General features: G+C 69.9%; 18 protein-coding genes and 2 tRNA genes. 15 read left to right on the top strand and 5 right to left on the bottom strand.

Annotated elements, in window-relative coordinates:
* Positions 1-526: 526 nt before the first annotated feature.
* From ACGFIS_RS09255 to ACGFIS_RS09275, 5 genes are all read left to right on the top strand, one after another.
* Positions 527-1,222, top strand: a complete 696-nt coding sequence (locus ACGFIS_RS09255) for a (2Fe-2S)-binding protein (protein WP_392970170.1) — start codon at positions 527-529, stop codon at positions 1,220-1,222.
* Positions 1,223-1,265: 43 nt separating this feature from the next.
* A complete protein-coding gene (locus tag ACGFIS_RS09260; protein WP_392970173.1) occupies positions 1,266-2,321 on the top strand; it encodes a 3-isopropylmalate dehydrogenase in 1,056 nt (351 codons plus the stop codon).
* Between the two features lie 244 nt (positions 2,322-2,565).
* Positions 2,566-3,669, top strand: coding sequence for a branched-chain amino acid aminotransferase (locus tag ACGFIS_RS09265; protein ID WP_392970176.1), 1,104 nt, complete (start codon positions 2,566-2,568; stop codon positions 3,667-3,669).
* 245 nt (positions 3,670-3,914) lie between these two features.
* Positions 3,915-5,492, top strand: a complete 1,578-nt coding sequence (cimA, locus tag ACGFIS_RS09270) for a citramalate synthase (RefSeq protein WP_392901575.1) — start codon at positions 3,915-3,917, stop codon at positions 5,490-5,492.
* Positions 5,493-5,530: 38 nt separating this feature from the next.
* Entirely contained in the window at positions 5,531-5,812 is a 282-nt protein-coding gene (locus ACGFIS_RS09275) for a GNAT family N-acetyltransferase (RefSeq protein ID WP_392901578.1), read from the top strand.
* Positions 5,813-5,819: 7 nt separating this feature from the next.
* Here the strand turns inward: ACGFIS_RS09275 and ACGFIS_RS09280 are convergent, their stop codons facing one another.
* Positions 5,820-7,136: a cyclic nucleotide-binding domain-containing protein gene (locus ACGFIS_RS09280; RefSeq protein ID WP_392970179.1), complete on the bottom strand. Its 1,317-nt coding sequence runs from the start codon at positions 7,134-7,136 to the stop codon at positions 5,820-5,822.
* Between the two features lie 353 nt (positions 7,137-7,489).
* On the opposite strand from ACGFIS_RS09280, the gene ACGFIS_RS09285 reads away from it, so the two are divergent.
* Positions 7,490-7,780 (top strand): hypothetical protein, encoded by a 291-nt coding sequence (locus ACGFIS_RS09285; RefSeq protein ID WP_392901582.1) that lies wholly within the window; start codon positions 7,490-7,492, stop codon positions 7,778-7,780.
* Positions 7,781-7,920: 140 nt separating this feature from the next.
* On the opposite strand, the gene ACGFIS_RS09290 is transcribed toward ACGFIS_RS09285, so the two are convergent.
* The 4 genes from ACGFIS_RS09290 to ACGFIS_RS09305 all read right to left on the bottom strand — a co-directional run bounded on the left by ACGFIS_RS09290 (position 7,921) and on the right by ACGFIS_RS09305 (position 10,860).
* Positions 7,921-8,310: a DUF6292 family protein gene (locus ACGFIS_RS09290; protein WP_392901584.1), complete on the bottom strand. Its 390-nt coding sequence runs from the start codon at positions 8,308-8,310 to the stop codon at positions 7,921-7,923.
* 45 nt (positions 8,311-8,355) lie between these two features.
* Entirely contained in the window at positions 8,356-9,177 is an 822-nt protein-coding gene (locus ACGFIS_RS09295) for a GntR family transcriptional regulator (RefSeq protein ID WP_392901586.1), read from the bottom strand.
* A 39-nt stretch (positions 9,178-9,216) separates the two neighbouring features.
* Positions 9,217-9,837 carry a GNAT family N-acetyltransferase gene (locus ACGFIS_RS09300; protein ID WP_392901587.1) on the bottom strand — a complete coding sequence of 207 codons (621 nt, stop codon included), beginning with the start codon at positions 9,835-9,837 and terminating at the stop codon, positions 9,217-9,219.
* Between the two features lie 135 nt (positions 9,838-9,972).
* On the bottom strand, positions 9,973-10,860 hold the full coding sequence (locus tag ACGFIS_RS09305; protein WP_392901589.1) for a GntR family transcriptional regulator: 888 nt from the start codon (positions 10,858-10,860) through the stop codon (positions 9,973-9,975).
* A 249-nt stretch (positions 10,861-11,109) separates the two neighbouring features.
* On the opposite strand from ACGFIS_RS09305, the gene ACGFIS_RS09310 reads away from it, so the two are divergent.
* From ACGFIS_RS09310 to ACGFIS_RS09350, 9 genes are all read left to right on the top strand, one after another.
* The gene (locus ACGFIS_RS09310; protein WP_392901591.1) at positions 11,110-11,310 is read left to right on the top strand and encodes a hypothetical protein; all 201 of its coding nucleotides are present in this window, start codon (positions 11,110-11,112) and stop codon (positions 11,308-11,310) included.
* A 46-nt stretch (positions 11,311-11,356) separates the two neighbouring features.
* On the top strand, positions 11,357-11,764 hold the full coding sequence (locus ACGFIS_RS09315) for a hypothetical protein (protein ID WP_392901593.1): 408 nt from the start codon (positions 11,357-11,359) through the stop codon (positions 11,762-11,764).
* A 204-nt stretch (positions 11,765-11,968) separates the two neighbouring features.
* The gene (locus ACGFIS_RS09320) at positions 11,969-12,376 is read left to right on the top strand and encodes a DUF6292 family protein (protein WP_392901595.1); all 408 of its coding nucleotides are present in this window, start codon (positions 11,969-11,971) and stop codon (positions 12,374-12,376) included.
* Positions 12,377-12,558: 182 nt separating this feature from the next.
* Complete coding sequence (locus ACGFIS_RS09325; RefSeq protein WP_392901597.1) at positions 12,559-12,930, top strand: hypothetical protein; 372 nt, start codon at positions 12,559-12,561, stop codon at positions 12,928-12,930.
* 90 nt (positions 12,931-13,020) lie between these two features.
* Complete coding sequence (locus ACGFIS_RS09330) at positions 13,021-14,523, top strand: cellulose binding domain-containing protein (RefSeq protein WP_392970182.1); 1,503 nt, start codon at positions 13,021-13,023, stop codon at positions 14,521-14,523.
* A 22-nt stretch (positions 14,524-14,545) separates the two neighbouring features.
* Entirely contained in the window at positions 14,546-15,310 is a 765-nt protein-coding gene (locus tag ACGFIS_RS09335; protein ID WP_392901601.1) for a fumarylacetoacetate hydrolase family protein, read from the top strand.
* A gap of 9 nt (positions 15,311-15,319) precedes the next feature.
* Complete coding sequence (locus tag ACGFIS_RS09340) at positions 15,320-15,946, top strand: DUF2461 domain-containing protein (protein WP_392901603.1); 627 nt, start codon at positions 15,320-15,322, stop codon at positions 15,944-15,946.
* Between the two features lie 98 nt (positions 15,947-16,044).
* Positions 16,045-16,116 (top strand) — tRNA-Gln (locus ACGFIS_RS09345).
* A 24-nt stretch (positions 16,117-16,140) separates the two neighbouring features.
* Positions 16,141-16,213 (top strand) — tRNA-Glu (locus tag ACGFIS_RS09350).
* Positions 16,214-16,354: the final 141 nt, after the last annotated feature.

The following is a 16,354-nucleotide window of genomic DNA, read 5'->3' on the forward strand; positions in this document are numbered from 1 at the left end:
CCCACCCCCGGGGGGGCCGGGGCCGCGGGGGCCGGCGGGGGGGGGGGCCGCCCCGCCCCCCCCCCCCCCCCCCCGGGGGGGGGGGCGGGCCGCGCCCCGCCCCCCCGCCCGTGGTGGTTCTCACACCCGTCCCGTCTCACCCATTGAGATTCTCCGCCACGGGTCGGGACACTCCACCTGACGCGGGGTAATCTCGCAGGTAGTCATGCGGCGTTACGTGGTAATCCTTCGCTGCCGCAGCGGGGCCTGATCATCGGCAGGCCGGCACCCGCTGCGGAGGCTCTGCCTGGCCGTGAGTCCGATTCCACGCCCGGACCGTGCGAACCACGGATTCCCGGCGGCCCCTCTGGCCACCAGTTCAGCGATCGGAGCGAACCCATGAACGACACCTGGAACAACGCGCCCGCCGACGACGACGCCCAGGAAGAGGCGGCCCGCGCCCTGCAGACCGCCCTGGACAGGAGAGCGGACTAGCCCGGCGCGCATGCGGTGACCGCGGTCAGACGGCCCGTGCACACTGGGCACCATGGCTTCTGAGGCCCACCCGGTCGAGGTTGTGAAGGTTCTTGAAGACGTCGCCCTGCTCGGGCCCTACTTCGAGATCGTCACCGGGGCGGGTGAGGTGGCCGGCGCGGCGTGGCGGCCCTTTCCCGAGCCGGATGGCCGGCTTCCTGCCGTGACGGAGGAGTACGGCGAGCGGCTGGGGACGGGTGAGCGGCGGGTGGCCGCCTCCATCCTGTTCCAGGGCCTCGCTTCGCGGTTGTGGTCGCCGGCCGTGGCGGCGGCGGGGCGCGGAATCGTGCCCGACCTGTCGGGGCTGCGGTGGCGGTGGGCGCCGGGCGAGGCCATCGCGCTGGGGCTCGGGGAGCCGCGCGGGTGGCGTGTCGAGGACGCCGTGGAGGCCGCCGACCTCGTCCATCCCATGGTCGTGGACGGGCGGCTCAGGCCGTTGAGCGAGGCGATGCCGACCTTCGTCGGCCTCGCGGACGGGCTGCTGTGGGGGAATGCGGCCTCCGCCCTCGCCGGAGGCCTGAACGTCGGGCCGCCCGGCGGCGTGCGCGCCGCCATCGTCCGGGAGCTGCTCGCGCGTGAGCCGCTGGCCGGCGCGGGCTCCTTCGGGCGGGACGGGTTCGTCCGGCACAATTGCTGCCTGTACTACCGCGTCCCAGGCGGCGGCATGTGCGGTGATTGCGGCCTCCGAGACACTCGTCCCGATATTTGAGATGAAAGCCCAAGCAGTGAGACGTTTGCAGTAGAGTGCGCGCATGGCTTCCCGCAGCATTCGTCTGGCCGTCATCCCGGGTGACGGGATCGGCCCCGAGGTGGTCGCCGAGGGACTGAAGGTCCTTGAGGCGGTCGCCCCGTCCGGAGACCTCGCGTTCGAGCGGACCTCCTACGACCTGGGCGCCGCCCGCTGGCACCGGACGGGGGAGACGCTGCCCGACTCGGTGCTGGACGAGCTGCGCGAGCAGGAGGTCATCCTGCTCGGCGCCGTCGGCGACCCGGGTGTGCCGAGCGGCGTCCTGGAGCGGGGGCTGCTGCTGCGGGCGCGGTTCGAGCTGGACCACTACGTCAACCTGCGCCCGGTGAAGCTGTTCCCGGGTGTCGAGACTCCGCTGGCGGGCGTGGCGACGGACGACATCGACATGGTCGTCGTCCGGGAGGGCACCGAAGGCCCCTACACCGGCGTCGGGGGCGTGCTGCGCAAGGGCACCCCGCACGAGGTCGCGACACAGGAGAGCGTCAACACCGCCTTCGGGGTCGAGCGGGTCATCCGGTACGCGTTCGAGGTGGCCGCGTCCCGGCCCCGCAGGAAGCTCACGCTCGTCCACAAGGACAACGTGCTCACCTTCGCGGGCGACCTCTACCAGCGCGTCCTCAAGCGGGTCGCCGAGGAGTACCCGCAGGTCACCACCGACTACTGCCATGTCGACGCGGCGACGATGTTCTTCGTGAACCAGCCGCAGCGGTTCGACGTGGTCGTCACCGACAACCTGTTCGGCGACATCATCACCGACATCGGCGCCGCGATCGCCGGCGGCATCGGGCTCGCCGCGTCCGGCAACGTCAACCCCGACCGGACCGCGCCGTCGATGTTCGAGCCGGTGCACGGCAGCGCCCCCGACATCGCCGGGCAGGGCAAGGCCGACCCGACCGCCACGATCCTGTCCGTCGCCATGCTGCTCGACCACGTCGGCGCGGGCGCCGCCGCCCGCCGCGTCGAGCAGGCCGTGTCCGACGATCTGGCCGAGCGCGCCGCCCTCGGCGCCCGGTCCACCGTCCAGATCGGCGACGCGATCGCCAAGCGAGTATCCGGCTAGGGGCACGCCTCTCTGGCCAGGACAGGGAACTCCGGGCGTGCCCTCGCGGCGCGCCCGGTTTTCCGTATGCGCCGCGTGCGAACATTCTTCCTCCGGCCGTGTCCCGAGCGCGGGAGCGTCCGGGCCTGCCGAGGAGGAAAAGTGTTCGGTGGGGAGTGGGTCTAGACGAAGTACGACAATAGGGACTAAGGAAGCCGAAGCGGCGATGGGGCCGCCCCGGCGATCCGCGAGAGGACGAACCGCGATGAGCACCACCCTGGATTTCGAGATCACGCGCACCGAGCGGCCCGCGACCGCCGCCGAACGCGAGCGCGTCCTGGCCGATCCCGGCTTCGGGCGCCACTTCACCGACCACATGGTCACGATCCGCTACTCGGCGGACCGGGGCTGGCACGACGCGCGGCTCGAACCGTACGGGCCGATCCCGATGGACCCGGCCAGCCAGGTGTTCCACTACGCGCAGGAGCTCTTCGAGGGCCTCAAGGCCTACCGGCAGCCGGACGGGTCGATCGTCACCTTCCGGCCGTACATGAACGCGGCCCGGATGAACCGCTCCGCCCACCGGATGGCGATGCCGGAGATCCCCGAGCAGCTTTTCGTCGACGCGGTCGAGCTGCTCGTCCGCACCGACAAGGACTGGGTGCCCGACACCGAGGGGCACAGCCTCTACCTGCGTCCCTTCATGTTCGCCACCACCCGCGCGCTCGGCGTCAACAGCCCGGCGAACGAATTCCTGTTCATGGTCATCGCGTCCCCGTCCGGCCTGTACTACCCGCGGGGCATCAAGCCCGTCTCGGTGTGGCTGTCGCAGGACTACACCCGCGCGGCCCCCGGCGGCACCGGCGAGGCCAAGTTCGGCGGCAACTACGCGGCCTCGTTCGCCGGCCAGGCCGAGGCCGTCGCGCAGGGCTGCGACCAGGTCGTCTGGCTCGACGCCGTGGAGCACCGCTGGGTCGAGGAGGTCGGCTCGATGAACCTCATGTTCGTCTACGGCTCCGGTTCGCGGGCCCGGCTCCTCACCCCGGCGCTCACCGGGACGCTCCTCGCCGGCGTCACCCGCGACTCGATGCTCAAGCTGGCACCCGACCTCGGCATCCCCACGGAAGAAGGCAAGATCAGCATCGACGAGTGGCAGTCGGGCTGCGAGTCCGGCGAGATCACCGAGGTGTTCGGCTGCGGCACCGCCGCGATCATCAGCCCGGTCGGCCGGGTCAAGGGCGCCGACCGCGAGTGGACGATCGGGAACGGCGAGCCCGGCGAGCTGTCGATGCGGCTGCGCCAAGAGCTGGTGGGCATCCAGTACGGGACCCGTCCCGACCCCTACGGCTGGGTCCACGGAATCGTCTGATCCGGGCGTTCGCGCAGCCCCGGCGCCATCCGCGCCGGGGCATTGGCGTCTCAGCATCCGAGACGGACGGTACGAGCATGCGAACCGTGTGGCAAACTGGTTGACATCATGCGCCACAGCCTCGTGATTATCGGCTGGCGCGCCGGCAGCAGCTGACGGGACGACGCCGGCGCGCAGACCTCTCACGTCCGTGAGGGGTCTTTTTTGTGCCCTGGCGCTGATGACCCATCCCTTGGGGGTTTCCAATGCAAGGCGACGCATTCCACGTCTACGACACGACCCTGCGCGACGGCTCGCAGCAGGAGGGGCTCAACCTCTCCGTGCCCGACAAGCTCGCCATCGCACGGCACCTCGATGACCTGGGCGTCGGTTTCATCGAGGGCGGCTGGCCCGGCGCCAACCCCAAGGACACCGAGTTCTTCAGGCGCGCTCGAACAGAGCTCGACCTGAGGCACGCGCAGCTCACCGCGTTCGGCGCGACCCGCCGGGCCGGTGTGAAGGCCGCCGACGACCCGCAGGTGGCCGCGCTGCGCGAATCCGGCGCGTCCGTCGTGACCCTTGTCGCCAAGAGCCACGACAGGCACGTCGAGCTGGCCCTCCGCACCACCCTGGAGGAGAACCTCGCGATGATCCGCGACACGGTCTCCCATCTGAGTGCGGAGGGCCAACGAGTCTTCCTGGACGCCGAGCACTTCTTTGACGGCTACAAGGCCAATCGCGCCTACGCGCTGGAGGCCGTCCGCACCGCAGTCGAGGCCGGCGCGGACGTCGTCGCGCTCTGCGACACCAACGGCGGCATGCTGCCGGACGAGCTCGCCGACATCGTTCACGAGGTCGTCTCCGCCGGCGTGCGGGTCGGCATCCACTGCCACGACGACTCGGGCTGCGCGGTGGCCAACTCCCTCGCCGCCGTCAAGGCCGGCGCCACCCACGTCCAGGGCTGCGCGAACGGCTACGGCGAGCGCAGCGGCAACGCCAACCTGTTCACCGTCGTCGGCAACCTCCAGCTCAAGCGGGGCATGAACCTGGTCAGCGACGCCCAGCTCGGCGAGATGACCCGCATCGCGCACGCCGTCTCCGAGGTCACCAACGTCGCGCCCGGCTCGCAGCAGCCGTACGTGGGCCTGTCGGCGTTCGCCCACAAGGCGGGCCTGCACGCCTCCGCCATCAAGGTCGACCCGGATCTGTACCAGCACATCGATCCGTCCGCCGTCGGCAACGACATGCGGATGCTGGTCTCCAGCATGGCCGGGCGCGCTTCCGTCGAGCTGAAGGGCCGCGAGCTGGGCTACGACCTGTCCGGCGAGAAGTCCAAGGCCGTCGTGGGCAAGGTCAAGGAACTGGAGAACACCGGCTACACCTTCGAGGCCGCCGACGCCTCATTCGAGCTGCTGCTGCGCGAGGAGCTGACCGGCGTCCGGCAGCGGCACTTCGAGGTCGAGTCGTGGCGGTCGATCGTGGAGCGCCGTCCCGACGGATCCATGGTCAGCGAGGCGACCGTCAAGCTGCACGCCAAGGGCGAGCGGATCATCGCGACCGGCGAGGGCAACGGCCCCGTCAACGCCCTCGACAACGCGCTGCGCGTCGCGCTCGGCCGCCTCTACCCGGAGCTGGCGCGGCTGGAACTCGTCGACTACAAGGTCCGCATCCTGGAGGGCGCCCACGGCACCGACGCCCGGACGCGGGTGCTCATCGAGTCCAGCGACGGCGAACGCGAATGGGGCACGGTCGGCGTCGAGGACAACGTCATCGCCGCGTCCTGGCAGGCGCTGGAGGAGGCCGTCACCTACTGCCTGCTCCGCGCCGGGTACGACCCGGGCTGATCGGGAATGCGCGGCGCCCGCCGGGCATTATCGAGGGCATGAGCACTGAGATCACCGACAACGCCGAGCAGAGCCGCTACGAGATCAGGCTGGACGGCGAACTCGCCGGGTTCGTCGCGTACGAGCCGGGCGACGGCACGGTCGCTCTCGTCCACACCGAGGTCGATCCGGCGTTCGGCGGCAGGGGAGTGGGCGGTTCGCTCGCGCGCGGCGTCCTGGACGACCTCCGGGCCAGGAACCTGTCCGCGGTCCCGGTGTGCCCGTTCATCCAGAAGTGGATCGAGAAGCACCCCGACTACCAGGATGTGGTGGCCGCCTGACCCGCCCTCAGACGGCCCTGAGCTGCGACTCTCCGCCTTCGAGCGTGAGCCACGCCGACAGCGACGTCTCCTTCAGCCGGACCCGGACCCGCGCGTAGCGGCCGGGGTCGACGAACCCGGGCGCGGACGTGATCACCGTGTCGAAGACGAAGTCGGAGGCGACGAACGCCAGGTCGGCGCCGGTCTCGGCGACGCGCTTCTTCACCGCGGGCGCGTCCACCATCCGCCGCGCCGTGATGATCGAGATGCCGGACACGCCTTTCGGGCCGCGCTGCACGGGCCCCACGTGCAGCGCGGCCCGCAGCAGCATGCGGGTGGCCTCGGCGGCGCGCCGGTTGTGGCGCCGCAGCGCCACGGCCAGGTGCGCGAGCATCGGGTCGATGACGGCCTCGGTCGGCGTGGTCGGCGGGACGACGATGAGGGCGCCGTCGCCGCGGTCCTCCTGGTAGAAGTCGGACAGGGCCAGGCCGGACGCGGCGAACGACTCGTCCAGCAGCCGGTACATGGCGTCCAGTACGTACCGGCGGTCGGCGTCGGTGCGCGACGGTGAGCTGAATCCGGTGATGTCGGTGATCAGCACCGTGCAGTTGCCCCCGGACCAGTCGGGCAGGACACCCGGCGCGGCCCTCTCGATCTGCCGGCGGTAGACCTGCTGTTCCAGGACGGCCCGTACGCGCGGGTTGGCGTCGAGGAACATCGCGAAGTCGCCGGCGTCGACCCGCAGGGCCTGGACGTCGCCCTCGGCGGTGACGGTGGCGGACCGGTCCTTGACCATCAGCGCCGCCCGTTCGCCGACCAGCTCGCCCGCCCCCCGGAACGCGATGATCCTCTGCTCGGGGCCGTCCTCGACCCACACCCGGGTCCATCCGGACATGATCACGATGACCTCGGCGGCGGGCCCGCCCTCACGGCACAGCACGTCCTCTTTGCGGAACATGTGCGGCCGTGCCCGCGCGAGAAGCGCTTGCCGCTCGTCCGGTGTCAGCGTGCCCCAGAACGTCGACCCCTCGTACCGGACGTCCGGCACGCGCGCGGCCGGCCCGACCTCCTGCGCCGGGATGGCCGGCGGGGGCGGAGGCCCGGACGATTCCTGGAGCGTCCCGGCCCTCATGAACTGGACGAACGCGTTCGTCATCGTCACCGCGGGAAACGACAGGAACGTCAGGCCGCCGGTGATCACGGCGCCCGGCGAGCCGTCCAGTGCGTACCCGAGCAGCACGGCGAGGAGTGTCACGGGGGTCGTCACCTTCGCGTTCAGCAGGCCGGTGCCGCCGTGCGAGGCCGCGTGCCTCCACAGCCGCGCCGCGGAACGGTCAGTGCTCACGGAGTCTTCCTTCCCCCGGGAAGGTGCGGCGAAGTTTACGCCGTTCTCCCCGGCGGTCGTCGTGTCCCCAGTTCTCCCAACCCTGAGAGTACGCAGTAGCGCATATGATGGCCATATGTTTGCTGTATAAAATCTGGCGACTGTTAGCTAACCTGATGGCAAGCGACAAGCGAACCCGATCGGCCGGAGGTTTCAGCCCACCATCCGAGGGAACCTCACACATACACCCTGGACGTGGGGGGCAGGGGTTGGCTGCCGGAAGGCTGTATCATCGCCTGACCGGCGGTGAACCCACCCCTGGCGCCTATCGGCTGGTGGGCCGGGTTCCGCGCCCCGAATTGGAGAACGCGCTCATGACGAACTCTCGAGCAGCCGCCGACACCTCGGGCGGGAGCATGGACGCCGACGATCCCGCCCCCCGCGCCGACGCGGTCCCGCAGAGCGAGCGCGTGACGATCAACCTGACCGGCAAGGCGGTGCAGGCCCTCCAGCGCCTCCAGGAGCTGACCGGCTACAACAAGACCGACTGCATCAACCGCGCGCTGATCATCGCCTCCGAGGTCGAGAGCATGTCCCGCGAACCCGGCGCCGTCTACTGGCGCGAAACCCCGGACAGCGACCTCATGCTCGTCCGCTTCGTCTGACCAGGCCCGCTGCGCTGCTGATCCGCAACCGGCCGACCAGAACGCTTTTCCGTCGGAGGAGCGGGCCGTCCGAACCGTTTCGCTTTGCCTTGCTACGGCGGCCTGGGCTGTCGGTGCCGGGGGAGACCGGGATCTGTGGGTCAGTAGCGGCGCAGCGCGTCGAACAGCCCGTCGCGCGCGTCCGGCTTGCGCGTGATCAGTGGCCGTACCGAGCCGTTCTCGACCAGATCGGCGAGTTCCGGCGGCGGCAGTAGAAGGCCTCCGCCGAGTCGGTAAGCATCACCGAGCAGGGTGCGCTCGCCTTGGCGGCCGGACACGTACGTGCCGACCCTCCAGCCGGTCCATTCGTCCCACACGAGCGCGTTCTGACCGGTGATGATGGTCGCGTCGATGGGGTCCTTGGGGTCGAGCCAGGCGTCGCGCACCTGGATACCCCGGGCTGTGAGCCGTCGCGTCACGTCCGTGATGTAGCCGCGCGAGGCATCGACTTCCGGGTCCGGGTGGCGTGCCAGGAAGGCAGGATTGGACATCTTTGGCCCCTTGTGGGGATGGTGTCGCTGAAGGATGGCGATGGGTCAGGAACCGCGTTTCCAGACCTCGTTGGGCACCTCTCCGGCGATGAAACGGATCTTGTTGGTGCCTGGCTTGTAGACGGTGACGGTGAGGCGGAACGGCTCGCCGTTCTGATCGTAGGCAGTGCGCCTGTGCTCGATCACGGCGAGACTGTCCTTGGAGAGGCCGAAGAACTTCAGTTCGTCATCCGTCGGCGGGCGCGCGTCGAACTCGTCCTCGTAGCCGGTCTGCACGTGGCCGTGGCGTTGCAGGTACGCGACGGTGCCCTCTTTGATGTCCACCGACTTCAGCAGGGCCTGCGCCTTGATCGCCAGCTCCAGCCTGAAGTACGAATGCTGGAGTGAGTTCGGCTTGTCGTCTACGAATCGCTGCTGGGACCGGCGGACGACTTGTGGTTGCGACTGGTCCGGTGAGATGCCCAGCGCCTTGATCTGCGGCTCCTTCGCGTCCTCGACCTCCACCTTCGGCACAGAGGAGTGCGCCCGGTGCCGCTGACGGTCCGCTTCCTTCATGAAGGCCCTGCCTTCGCCACCGCCGAATCCCCGTCCGGGCACGTCCTCCTCTCCCCGGTCGGTGTGGTTCAGCGTGATGACGAACGGCTGAGCCTGCTCGGTGACGAAGCTCCCTTTTTGCGGGATCGTCTCCACGCGACCGCGCTTGCGCAGCTCGTTGACGGCCTTCTTGATCGTGTTGGCGGAGACTTTCCACTGGTCCGCCAGTTCCGTCTCTGTCGGCAGCTGATCACCCGGGGCGAGGGTTCCCTCCTCGATCTGAGCGTGGAGGTCCTGTGCGATCTCTTGGTACCTCGGGATCTTGTCTGCCACGGGGGTCTCATCCTCGGCGTGCCGTCGGGTGGCCGGATGTCATGCAAGCCGGCCGTCTTCGGTGATGCGTTGTGGCGATGCGGTCCAAGCAGGGGCCAGGGGGCGCTCGAACAGGGCGCCTGACGGGGTTCTGTCGCTGGTGGTGCGGATGGCGACGTCCTTGAACCCTTGCCGGCGATAGTAGGCGTGGAGTTCGGTGTTGTCGGTCCAGACGTCGATTCTGATCAGCTCGGCCTTCTGCTGCTGCGACGCTCCCTTGCGTCCGGCCCAGTCGATCAGCTCGGCCCCCAGGCCGTCACCGGCGTAATCTCGGTGGATGACGAGGCGATGGAGGTAGACGGCCTCGGTCTCGCGTTCCTGCGCCGTCCAGAGTTCCTCGTGGCCGATCAGCCTGATGCTGACGGTGCCGATCATGTGCTCCCCGTCGAACAGGAGCCATGTCTCCCGGTTCAGCAGGGCCTCGTAGACGCGCTTGCGGCGGTCGTCCGGGCTGGGCCAAGGCCGGGCCCACTGTGTCGTGTTCTTCTCGGCCCGCAGCCATGCGGCCGCGTGATCGATGAGCCCGAGGACGTCGTCGAGTTCGTCCGGCCGGGCGATGCGGATGCGGTAGCTGGTGCGGGGGGCCCGGCTGCGTCGGCGGGCCCTGGTCTCTGTGTCCACGTGCTCCTGAACTCCGGGAAAAGCCGAGCCCCCGCCTCCTGGCCGTGATGGGAGTGCCTCGGGCTCCCAACGGTCGGGAAGGGGGGCGTGTGTTGGATAGGTGCGAGACAGCCGCCGTGGTCGGACGGCGGCGATCTATCCGCTTCCGGCGCCTTCGGCCGGCGGGGATTCGCGCGGAGTGTCCTCAGGAGGTCCCACGCCCGGCGTCCTGAGGACGTCGTCGGGGACCTGCCCGTCGTTGTAGTGCAGCCGTGTGCGGTCGGCGGGCCAGACCGTCACGGTGAGCCGGAATGCCTTGCCGTCGGGGGAGTAGGCGGTCCGGACGGTTTCGAACACGACGTCGGCGGCGGAGTCGCCCAGGCTGAAGAACCGCTTCTCGTTCTCGTCCGGGACGCGGGCCTTGATCTCGTCGTGGTAGCCGACCTCGCTGTAGCCGAGTGTCTCGCCCAGGTAGGCGACCGCGCCCTCGGGGATGTCGCGGGGGTAGAGCAGGCGGGACGCGCCGCCGGTGGCGAATTCGAGCGGGTAGAACGAGGTCTGCAGGGCCCAGGGCCGGTCGTCGAGAAAGAGCTCCTGGTGGCGGGAGATGAACTCCGAGCCCGGGTTGGTCTGCAGATAGCGGGCGATGACCTTGGTGCCCTCCTGGACCTCCACCTTGACCGCCGACGGCGTCACTTCACGGTTCGCGGGGATGAAGGCGTCGCGGTTGTACCACTCGCCGGAACCCCTGCCCGGCGCGAGACCCAACTCGACCGCGGACAGCGTGACGTGGACGATGTTCGGGCGGTGGACGACGAACGTGCCCTTGCCCTGTTCGGAGACGACGAATCCCTGCTGCCCCAGCCAGGACAGGGCGTCCCGGACGGTGTTGCGGGAGGCGCGGTAGTGGGCCTCCAGCTCCTTCTCGGGGGGCAGACGCCGCCGGCCGGACGCGCCGTCCCCGGGGGACAGGTCGCCGGACTCGATGCGGTTGAGCAGGTCAGTGGCGATATCGCGCCAGCGGAGAGGCGTCGTGCGAGCCATCGGAATCCGCTCCTTCCCGGCCTGTCCCGCCCGTGGTGCACCTCGCCGGACGAGGGACGTGCACTGAACCGGACTTCATGATCTGAACAAGTCGTTCCCGCCCAACGTGTTTGCAATCTCTAAAAAGGGTAACACCTTGAGTGAGAGACTTGTAGGTACAAGTGAATCAGCGAAGAACTCGGACAACGTTAGCAGCGGGAACTTCTGGATGTAAGAGATATCGCGAACCAGTCGGAGGAGGGTTCAATCATGACGGTCGCCCTGTGGGTCTTCGGACCCGCGACGCTGTTCCTGGTCCTTTCGCTCTACGTCGCCTTGATCGGCCGCCGCATGGGCGGCACCGATCTCCACGGCACTAGGGCTGCCTCGGTGGGCGCACCCAATCGCCTGGGGATGCTGGTCAACGTGTTCACACCCGGTCAGCCGCCCTCGGGTGGCCCCGGCGCATGATCTCTGGTCGCCGCGGGGCGGGCCGCTGACCTAAGGAGAGTTCGAGGTGGAAGACAGTCGGACAGACCCGGTGCCGGGTGCGCCGTACCCGGTGGCCGGCATCGAACGCCGGGCCGCGTGGGAGCACGCCGCGTGGAACGACGAGCGGACCGCGTGGGAGCGGGCCGGATGGGAGCAGCCCAGCGAGCGGGCCCATCCGCTGCTGGTGCTGACGCCGGTGCCCGAGGTCGGCGTCACGCGGGAGCCCTGGCCCGGAGCCGTGCACGTGGTCACCGGGATCGCGATCCTGGTCGCCGCGGCCGGTCTGGGACGCCGGGTGGGAGTGCCGGCGCCGCTGACGGCGGTCTGCTCGGCGGCGGGTTTCGCCGTGGTGGTCGTCCCCCGGCTGGTCTCCTCGGCGCCTCGTCCTCGGCCGCGGTTCCGCCCGGACGTCGCCTTCCTCGCGGCGCACTGACGGTCCCCGCGGGCGGCAGGGGCCCCCACCCGCCGGCGGCGCCGTCCGATCTCAAGAACAGCCGGGGACAAAGGGAGGGGAGGGAGGAACGGGGCGAACGGGGTTGTTTGTGCTGCCTTCAGTCGGATTTCTCCTTCCAGAAACGGGACATAACGGATCTTTTCCCTCATACTTCTAGGAGACGGAAGAGAGAGGGATGATCCAGTGACCGGCCGCATTCGCCCCCTGCCTCACCCGGACCCCTTCGTCGAAGCCACCCGCGGATACATCACCCGTGTCGGCGACGCGCTTCAGGCGCGCGGGGTGGCGCTCTCGAAGATCTGGCTCGATCCGTCCTGCCCCCGGGACGCGACCTTCGTCCTCGGGCTTGAGGCCCTCGTGTGGAACGAGTCCGATGGATTCGTCCGCGGTGAGTTCGTCTCCGGCGAACCCGGAGTCCGGACGGTCCTGCGCGACCCGGTCCGGCTCGGGGAAGGCGTGCTGCCCGACCCGCGCGCCGTCCCCGCCCTGCTGGAAAGGGCCGCCGCCGACGGGCCGCCGGCCCGGCCGCGCCCCTTCACCGCCGGGCACGACGGCTTCGAGGACGGGCTCGCTCGCTACCGGATCGGCTGAACCGGTCGTTCATCGGAACGAGTGTCTTTCCGTCGGTATCCGTGTGGCTACGCAGAAATTTCGCCGAACATGGCGAAAGCGGTGGCGGATTTCGGGTGAAGCGTCCACCATGGGTTCGGCACGGCACGCGTGAGCCTTCCGCGTGCCGTCTCTCAGTGAACCGAACCTACCGGAGTGATCGCATGCCTGTCCGACCCTGGAGCCCCGAGGACCTTGGGCGTCCGACGGACGGAACGTGGGCGGACGTGGCCTTCGGCCTGGGTGAGATGTACGAACGTGAAGGCGACCTGGAGCAGGCCGCGGACTGGTACCGGCGGGCCGCCGAGTCCGGCCGCGCCGACGCGGCGCTGCGCCTCGGCGCCGTGCTGGGGCTGATGGCGGACGCCGATTCCGCCGCAGACTCGGCCGAGGACCTGCTGGCCGAGGCCACCCGCTGGCTCAGCGGCGCCCAGGACGCCACCACCCCGGACGCCATCGAGCTCATCACCGACATGCTCAACCGGCAGCTGCGGCAGGCGGCCCGCCGCGGACTGGAGCCGGCCCCCGCCGGCTGACCGCTTTGCGGCACCCGGCGGTTCGGTGTGAACCGAATCGGCCCGCCCGTCGTCGGACTCCATGAGATCGACGAAGTGGAAGGTGACGAGTTGAGCGGCGAGGAGCCCGGGTACGTTCCCCCGGACCACAAGACGACCGCCGAGTTCCGCGTCCCGGGCAAGGCCGCGGAGCCGGAAGCCGGCGTGCCGGCGCCCGAGGCGACCCTCGTCGACGACCCCGTGGGCGGACACTTCGACTCCGGCGCGACGCTCCAGGACGTCCCGGAGGACGACCCGGACGTGACGTTCCGCGGCGTCCCGGTCGACGACCCTGAGGACGATCTGCCGCAGGACGACCCCGAAGACGATCTGGACGTGACCTTCCAGGACGTGCCGCTCCGTGAGGCGGACGTGACCTTCCAGGAGCCGCCGGCCGGCGGCCTCGGCGATGAGGCTCCCGTGACCGTCGCCGAGCCCCCGGTCACCCTTACCGACGGGTCGGCCGGCATCTCGGAGGCGCCGGTCACCGCCGCCGACGTCCCCGTTCCGCGCACGCCTTCCGCCCCGCCGGAGGCGGCCGTGTTCGAGATGCCCGCACTGGTGTACGGGCAGGCGCCCGTCCCCGAGCAGGCCACGGCGCCCGAGAACGCTCCGGCGCCGGAGCAGGCGGCGCCGCCGGAGCAGGCGGCACTGCAGGAACAGGCGGTGCCGCGGGAACAGGCGCCGGCCGCCGACCAGCACGTCCCCGCACCCGTGCCCACGCCCGATCCCGTGCCCGAGGAGGGGCCGTGGACGGAGCAGTTCGCCTCCGGGGGCGAATCGACGAACCCCGGCGGAGCGGGCCCGGCGTTCGCCTACGCGATGCCCGGGGCGCCGCCGCAGGGGACGGTGCCGCCCCCGCACGAGATGCCGCCACCGCACGAGATGCCGACGCCGGCGATGCCGGCCGCCGCCTCACCGTCCGGGGGACTGCCGCCGGTCGCGCCGGTCATGCCGTCCAGCTCGTCCGGATCGTCGCGTAAGGGGGGTCCGCTCCTGCTGATCGCGCTGGTCGCCGTGGTGGTGCTCCTCGCCGCCGCCGGCGTCGTGACGCTGCTGTTCCTCGGCGGCGACAAGCGGGGGACGGCCGCGAAGAGCCCGTCTCCGACGGCGTCCGCCCCGGCGACCGAAGGTGGAGAGCCGGCGCCGACGGCGAGTGGGGCGCCGGCGGCCCCGCCATCCGGCGGCCCGTCGGGTCAGCCGCCCACGCAGCAGCCGGGTCAGCCGCCCGCGGCGGCGCCCACCGCGCCGATCGGGCCGGTGATGCAGGGCAAGGGCATCACCTACCAGCTCGTCCAGCAGGACGAGGGGTACTTCGAAGGCCGCATGATCATAACCAACCGCACCGACAAGCCCATGAAGACGTGGCGGCTGACGTTCGGCACCCCCGGCGCGGACGTGAAGAACATCTGGGGAGCGCGGCTCGTCAAGGGCGGCGAGAAGGTCGAGCTCGAGAATCTGAAGGGCGCGCCCGCCATCCCGCCGGGAGGCACGTGGGACGTCCAGTTCGGTGCGTCGGGCATCACGACGACTCCGAAGGGCTGCAAGCTCAACGGCGTGGCGTGCGGCTTCTGAACGGCGTACTAGGCTCTCGCCCATGCGTATCGCCAGGTTCTCCACCGACGACGGCATGTCCTTCGGTGTGGTGGAGGAGAACACCGTCGCCGCCATCGCGGCTCACCCGTTCGGTGATCTGACTTTCACCGGACAGCGTTTCCCGCTCGCCGACGTCCGGCTGCTCGCGCCGATCCTGCCCAGCAAGGTCATCGCGATCGGCAAGAACTACGCCGCCCACGCGCAGGAGATGGGCGGCGAGGCCCCGGCCGAGCCGATGCTGTTCTCCAAGCCGTCCACCGCCGTGATCGGCCCCGGGGAGGCGATCACGTACCCGCAGAAGCTGTCGGAGCGGGTGGACTTCGAAGGCGAGCTCGCCGTCGTCATCGGCCGGATGTGCCGCGAGGTCCCGGCGTCCCGCGCCGCCGACGTCATCCTCGGCTACACCTGCGCCAACGACGTCACGGCCCGCGACCTGCAGGCCAAGGACGGGCAGTGGACGCGCGCCAAGGGCTTCGACACGTTCTGCCCGATCGGCCCGTGGATCGAGACCGAGGCCGACCCCGCCGACCTGGCGATCTCCACCACCGTCAACGGGGAGGTCCGGCAGGACGCCCGCACCTCCCTGCTGCTGCACGACGTCCCGGCCCTCGTCGAGTACGTCAGCCAGGTCATGACGCTGCTGCCCGGCGACGTCATCCTCACCGGCACCCCCGCCGGCGTCGGCCCGCTGGAGATCGGGGACGAGGTGACCGTCACCATCGACGGCGTCGGCAGCCTGACCAACCGGGTCATCGCCCGCGACTGAGGGGAAGCCATGGCGTTCGGCGGCTTCACCGGCGAGGCGTTCGAGTTCTACGAGGGCTTGCAGGCCGACAACAGCAAGTCGTACTGGACGGCCCACAAGGAGACGTACGAACGCCATGTGCGCGAACCGATGAGCGAGTTGTGCGCCGAACTCGAGGAGGAGTTCGGCGCGGTCAAGCTCTTTCGCCCATTCCGCGACCTCCGGTTCAGCAAAGACAAGTCGCCCTACAAAACACATCAGGGCGGCCACACGAGTGAGGGCTTCTACGTCCAGATCGACGCGGACGGCCTGATGGCGGCGGGCGGAATGTACGCTCCGACACCCGAGCAGCTCCGTCGCTACCGCGCCGCCGTCGGCTCCGACACGTCCGGCAAGGAACTCCAGGCCATCGTGGACGATCTGCGATCCGCCGGGATGGAGATCGCCGGAGAGCGGCTCAAGACCCGTCCCCGGGGCACGCCACCGGACCACCCCCGCCTGGAACTCCTGCGGCACCGTTCGCTCTACGCCCACGAAGGCTGGCCGCCCGACCCGTGGATGCTGACCACCGAGGTGGTGAGCCGGGTGCGTGCGTCATGGCGGCGCCTGCGTCCCCTCGTCGACTGGGGCCGGCGTCACATCGGGCCTCCCGCCTGACCTCCCGCGTCAATCGTTTTGGTCGAAGTCCCAAGGTCCTGTATTCTCATCGAGGCGCGAGCGACCAGCCGGAAACGGCACGGAAGCCCGTACCTCACTGGGGTATGGTGTAATCGGCAGCACGAGTGATTCTGGTTCACTTAGTCTAGGTTCGAGTCCTGGTACCCCAGCTGCGTCCACTCTCCGTGGACCACGCCCCCGTCGTCTAGTGGCCTAGGACGCCGCCCTCTCAAGGCGGTAACGGCGGTTCGAATCCGCTCGGGGGTACGCAGCCGGACTGCTCGTCGAGTTGCTCTCGCCTTTGCCTCCAGTGATGTCTTTCCTGGGGCGACCCCTGAAACCCCGATGTTCGGGGTTCGTCCTCACATGGGCCGGCGCGTACGCGCAGGAACGTTCTCTGCACCGTCG

This window comes from Spirillospora sp. NPDC048824, assembly GCF_043198455.1.
Lineage (GTDB): Bacteria > Actinomycetota > Actinomycetes > Streptosporangiales > Streptosporangiaceae > Spirillospora.

Coding starts and splice junctions, on each gene's coding strand:
- ACGFIS_RS09255 (WP_392970170.1), top strand. CDS start 527: ATGGCTTCTGAGGCCCACCCGGTCGAGGTTGTGAAGGTTCTTGAAGAC.
- ACGFIS_RS09260 (WP_392970173.1), top strand. CDS start 1,266: ATGGCTTCCCGCAGCATTCGTCTGGCCGTCATCCCGGGTGACGGGATC.
- ACGFIS_RS09265 (WP_392970176.1), top strand. CDS start 2,566: ATGAGCACCACCCTGGATTTCGAGATCACGCGCACCGAGCGGCCCGCG.
- cimA (WP_392901575.1), top strand. CDS start 3,915: ATGCAAGGCGACGCATTCCACGTCTACGACACGACCCTGCGCGACGGC.
- ACGFIS_RS09275 (WP_392901578.1), top strand. CDS start 5,531: ATGAGCACTGAGATCACCGACAACGCCGAGCAGAGCCGCTACGAGATC.
- ACGFIS_RS09285 (WP_392901582.1), top strand. CDS start 7,490: ATGACGAACTCTCGAGCAGCCGCCGACACCTCGGGCGGGAGCATGGAC.
- ACGFIS_RS09290 (WP_392901584.1), bottom strand. CDS start 8,310: ATGTCCAATCCTGCCTTCCTGGCACGCCACCCGGACCCGGAAGTCGAT.
- ACGFIS_RS09305 (WP_392901589.1), bottom strand. CDS start 10,860: ATGGCTCGCACGACGCCTCTCCGCTGGCGCGATATCGCCACTGACCTG.
- ACGFIS_RS09310 (WP_392901591.1), top strand. CDS start 11,110: ATGACGGTCGCCCTGTGGGTCTTCGGACCCGCGACGCTGTTCCTGGTC.
- ACGFIS_RS09325 (WP_392901597.1), top strand. CDS start 12,559: ATGCCTGTCCGACCCTGGAGCCCCGAGGACCTTGGGCGTCCGACGGAC.
- ACGFIS_RS09335 (WP_392901601.1), top strand. CDS start 14,546: ATGCGTATCGCCAGGTTCTCCACCGACGACGGCATGTCCTTCGGTGTG.
- ACGFIS_RS09340 (WP_392901603.1), top strand. CDS start 15,320: ATGGCGTTCGGCGGCTTCACCGGCGAGGCGTTCGAGTTCTACGAGGGC.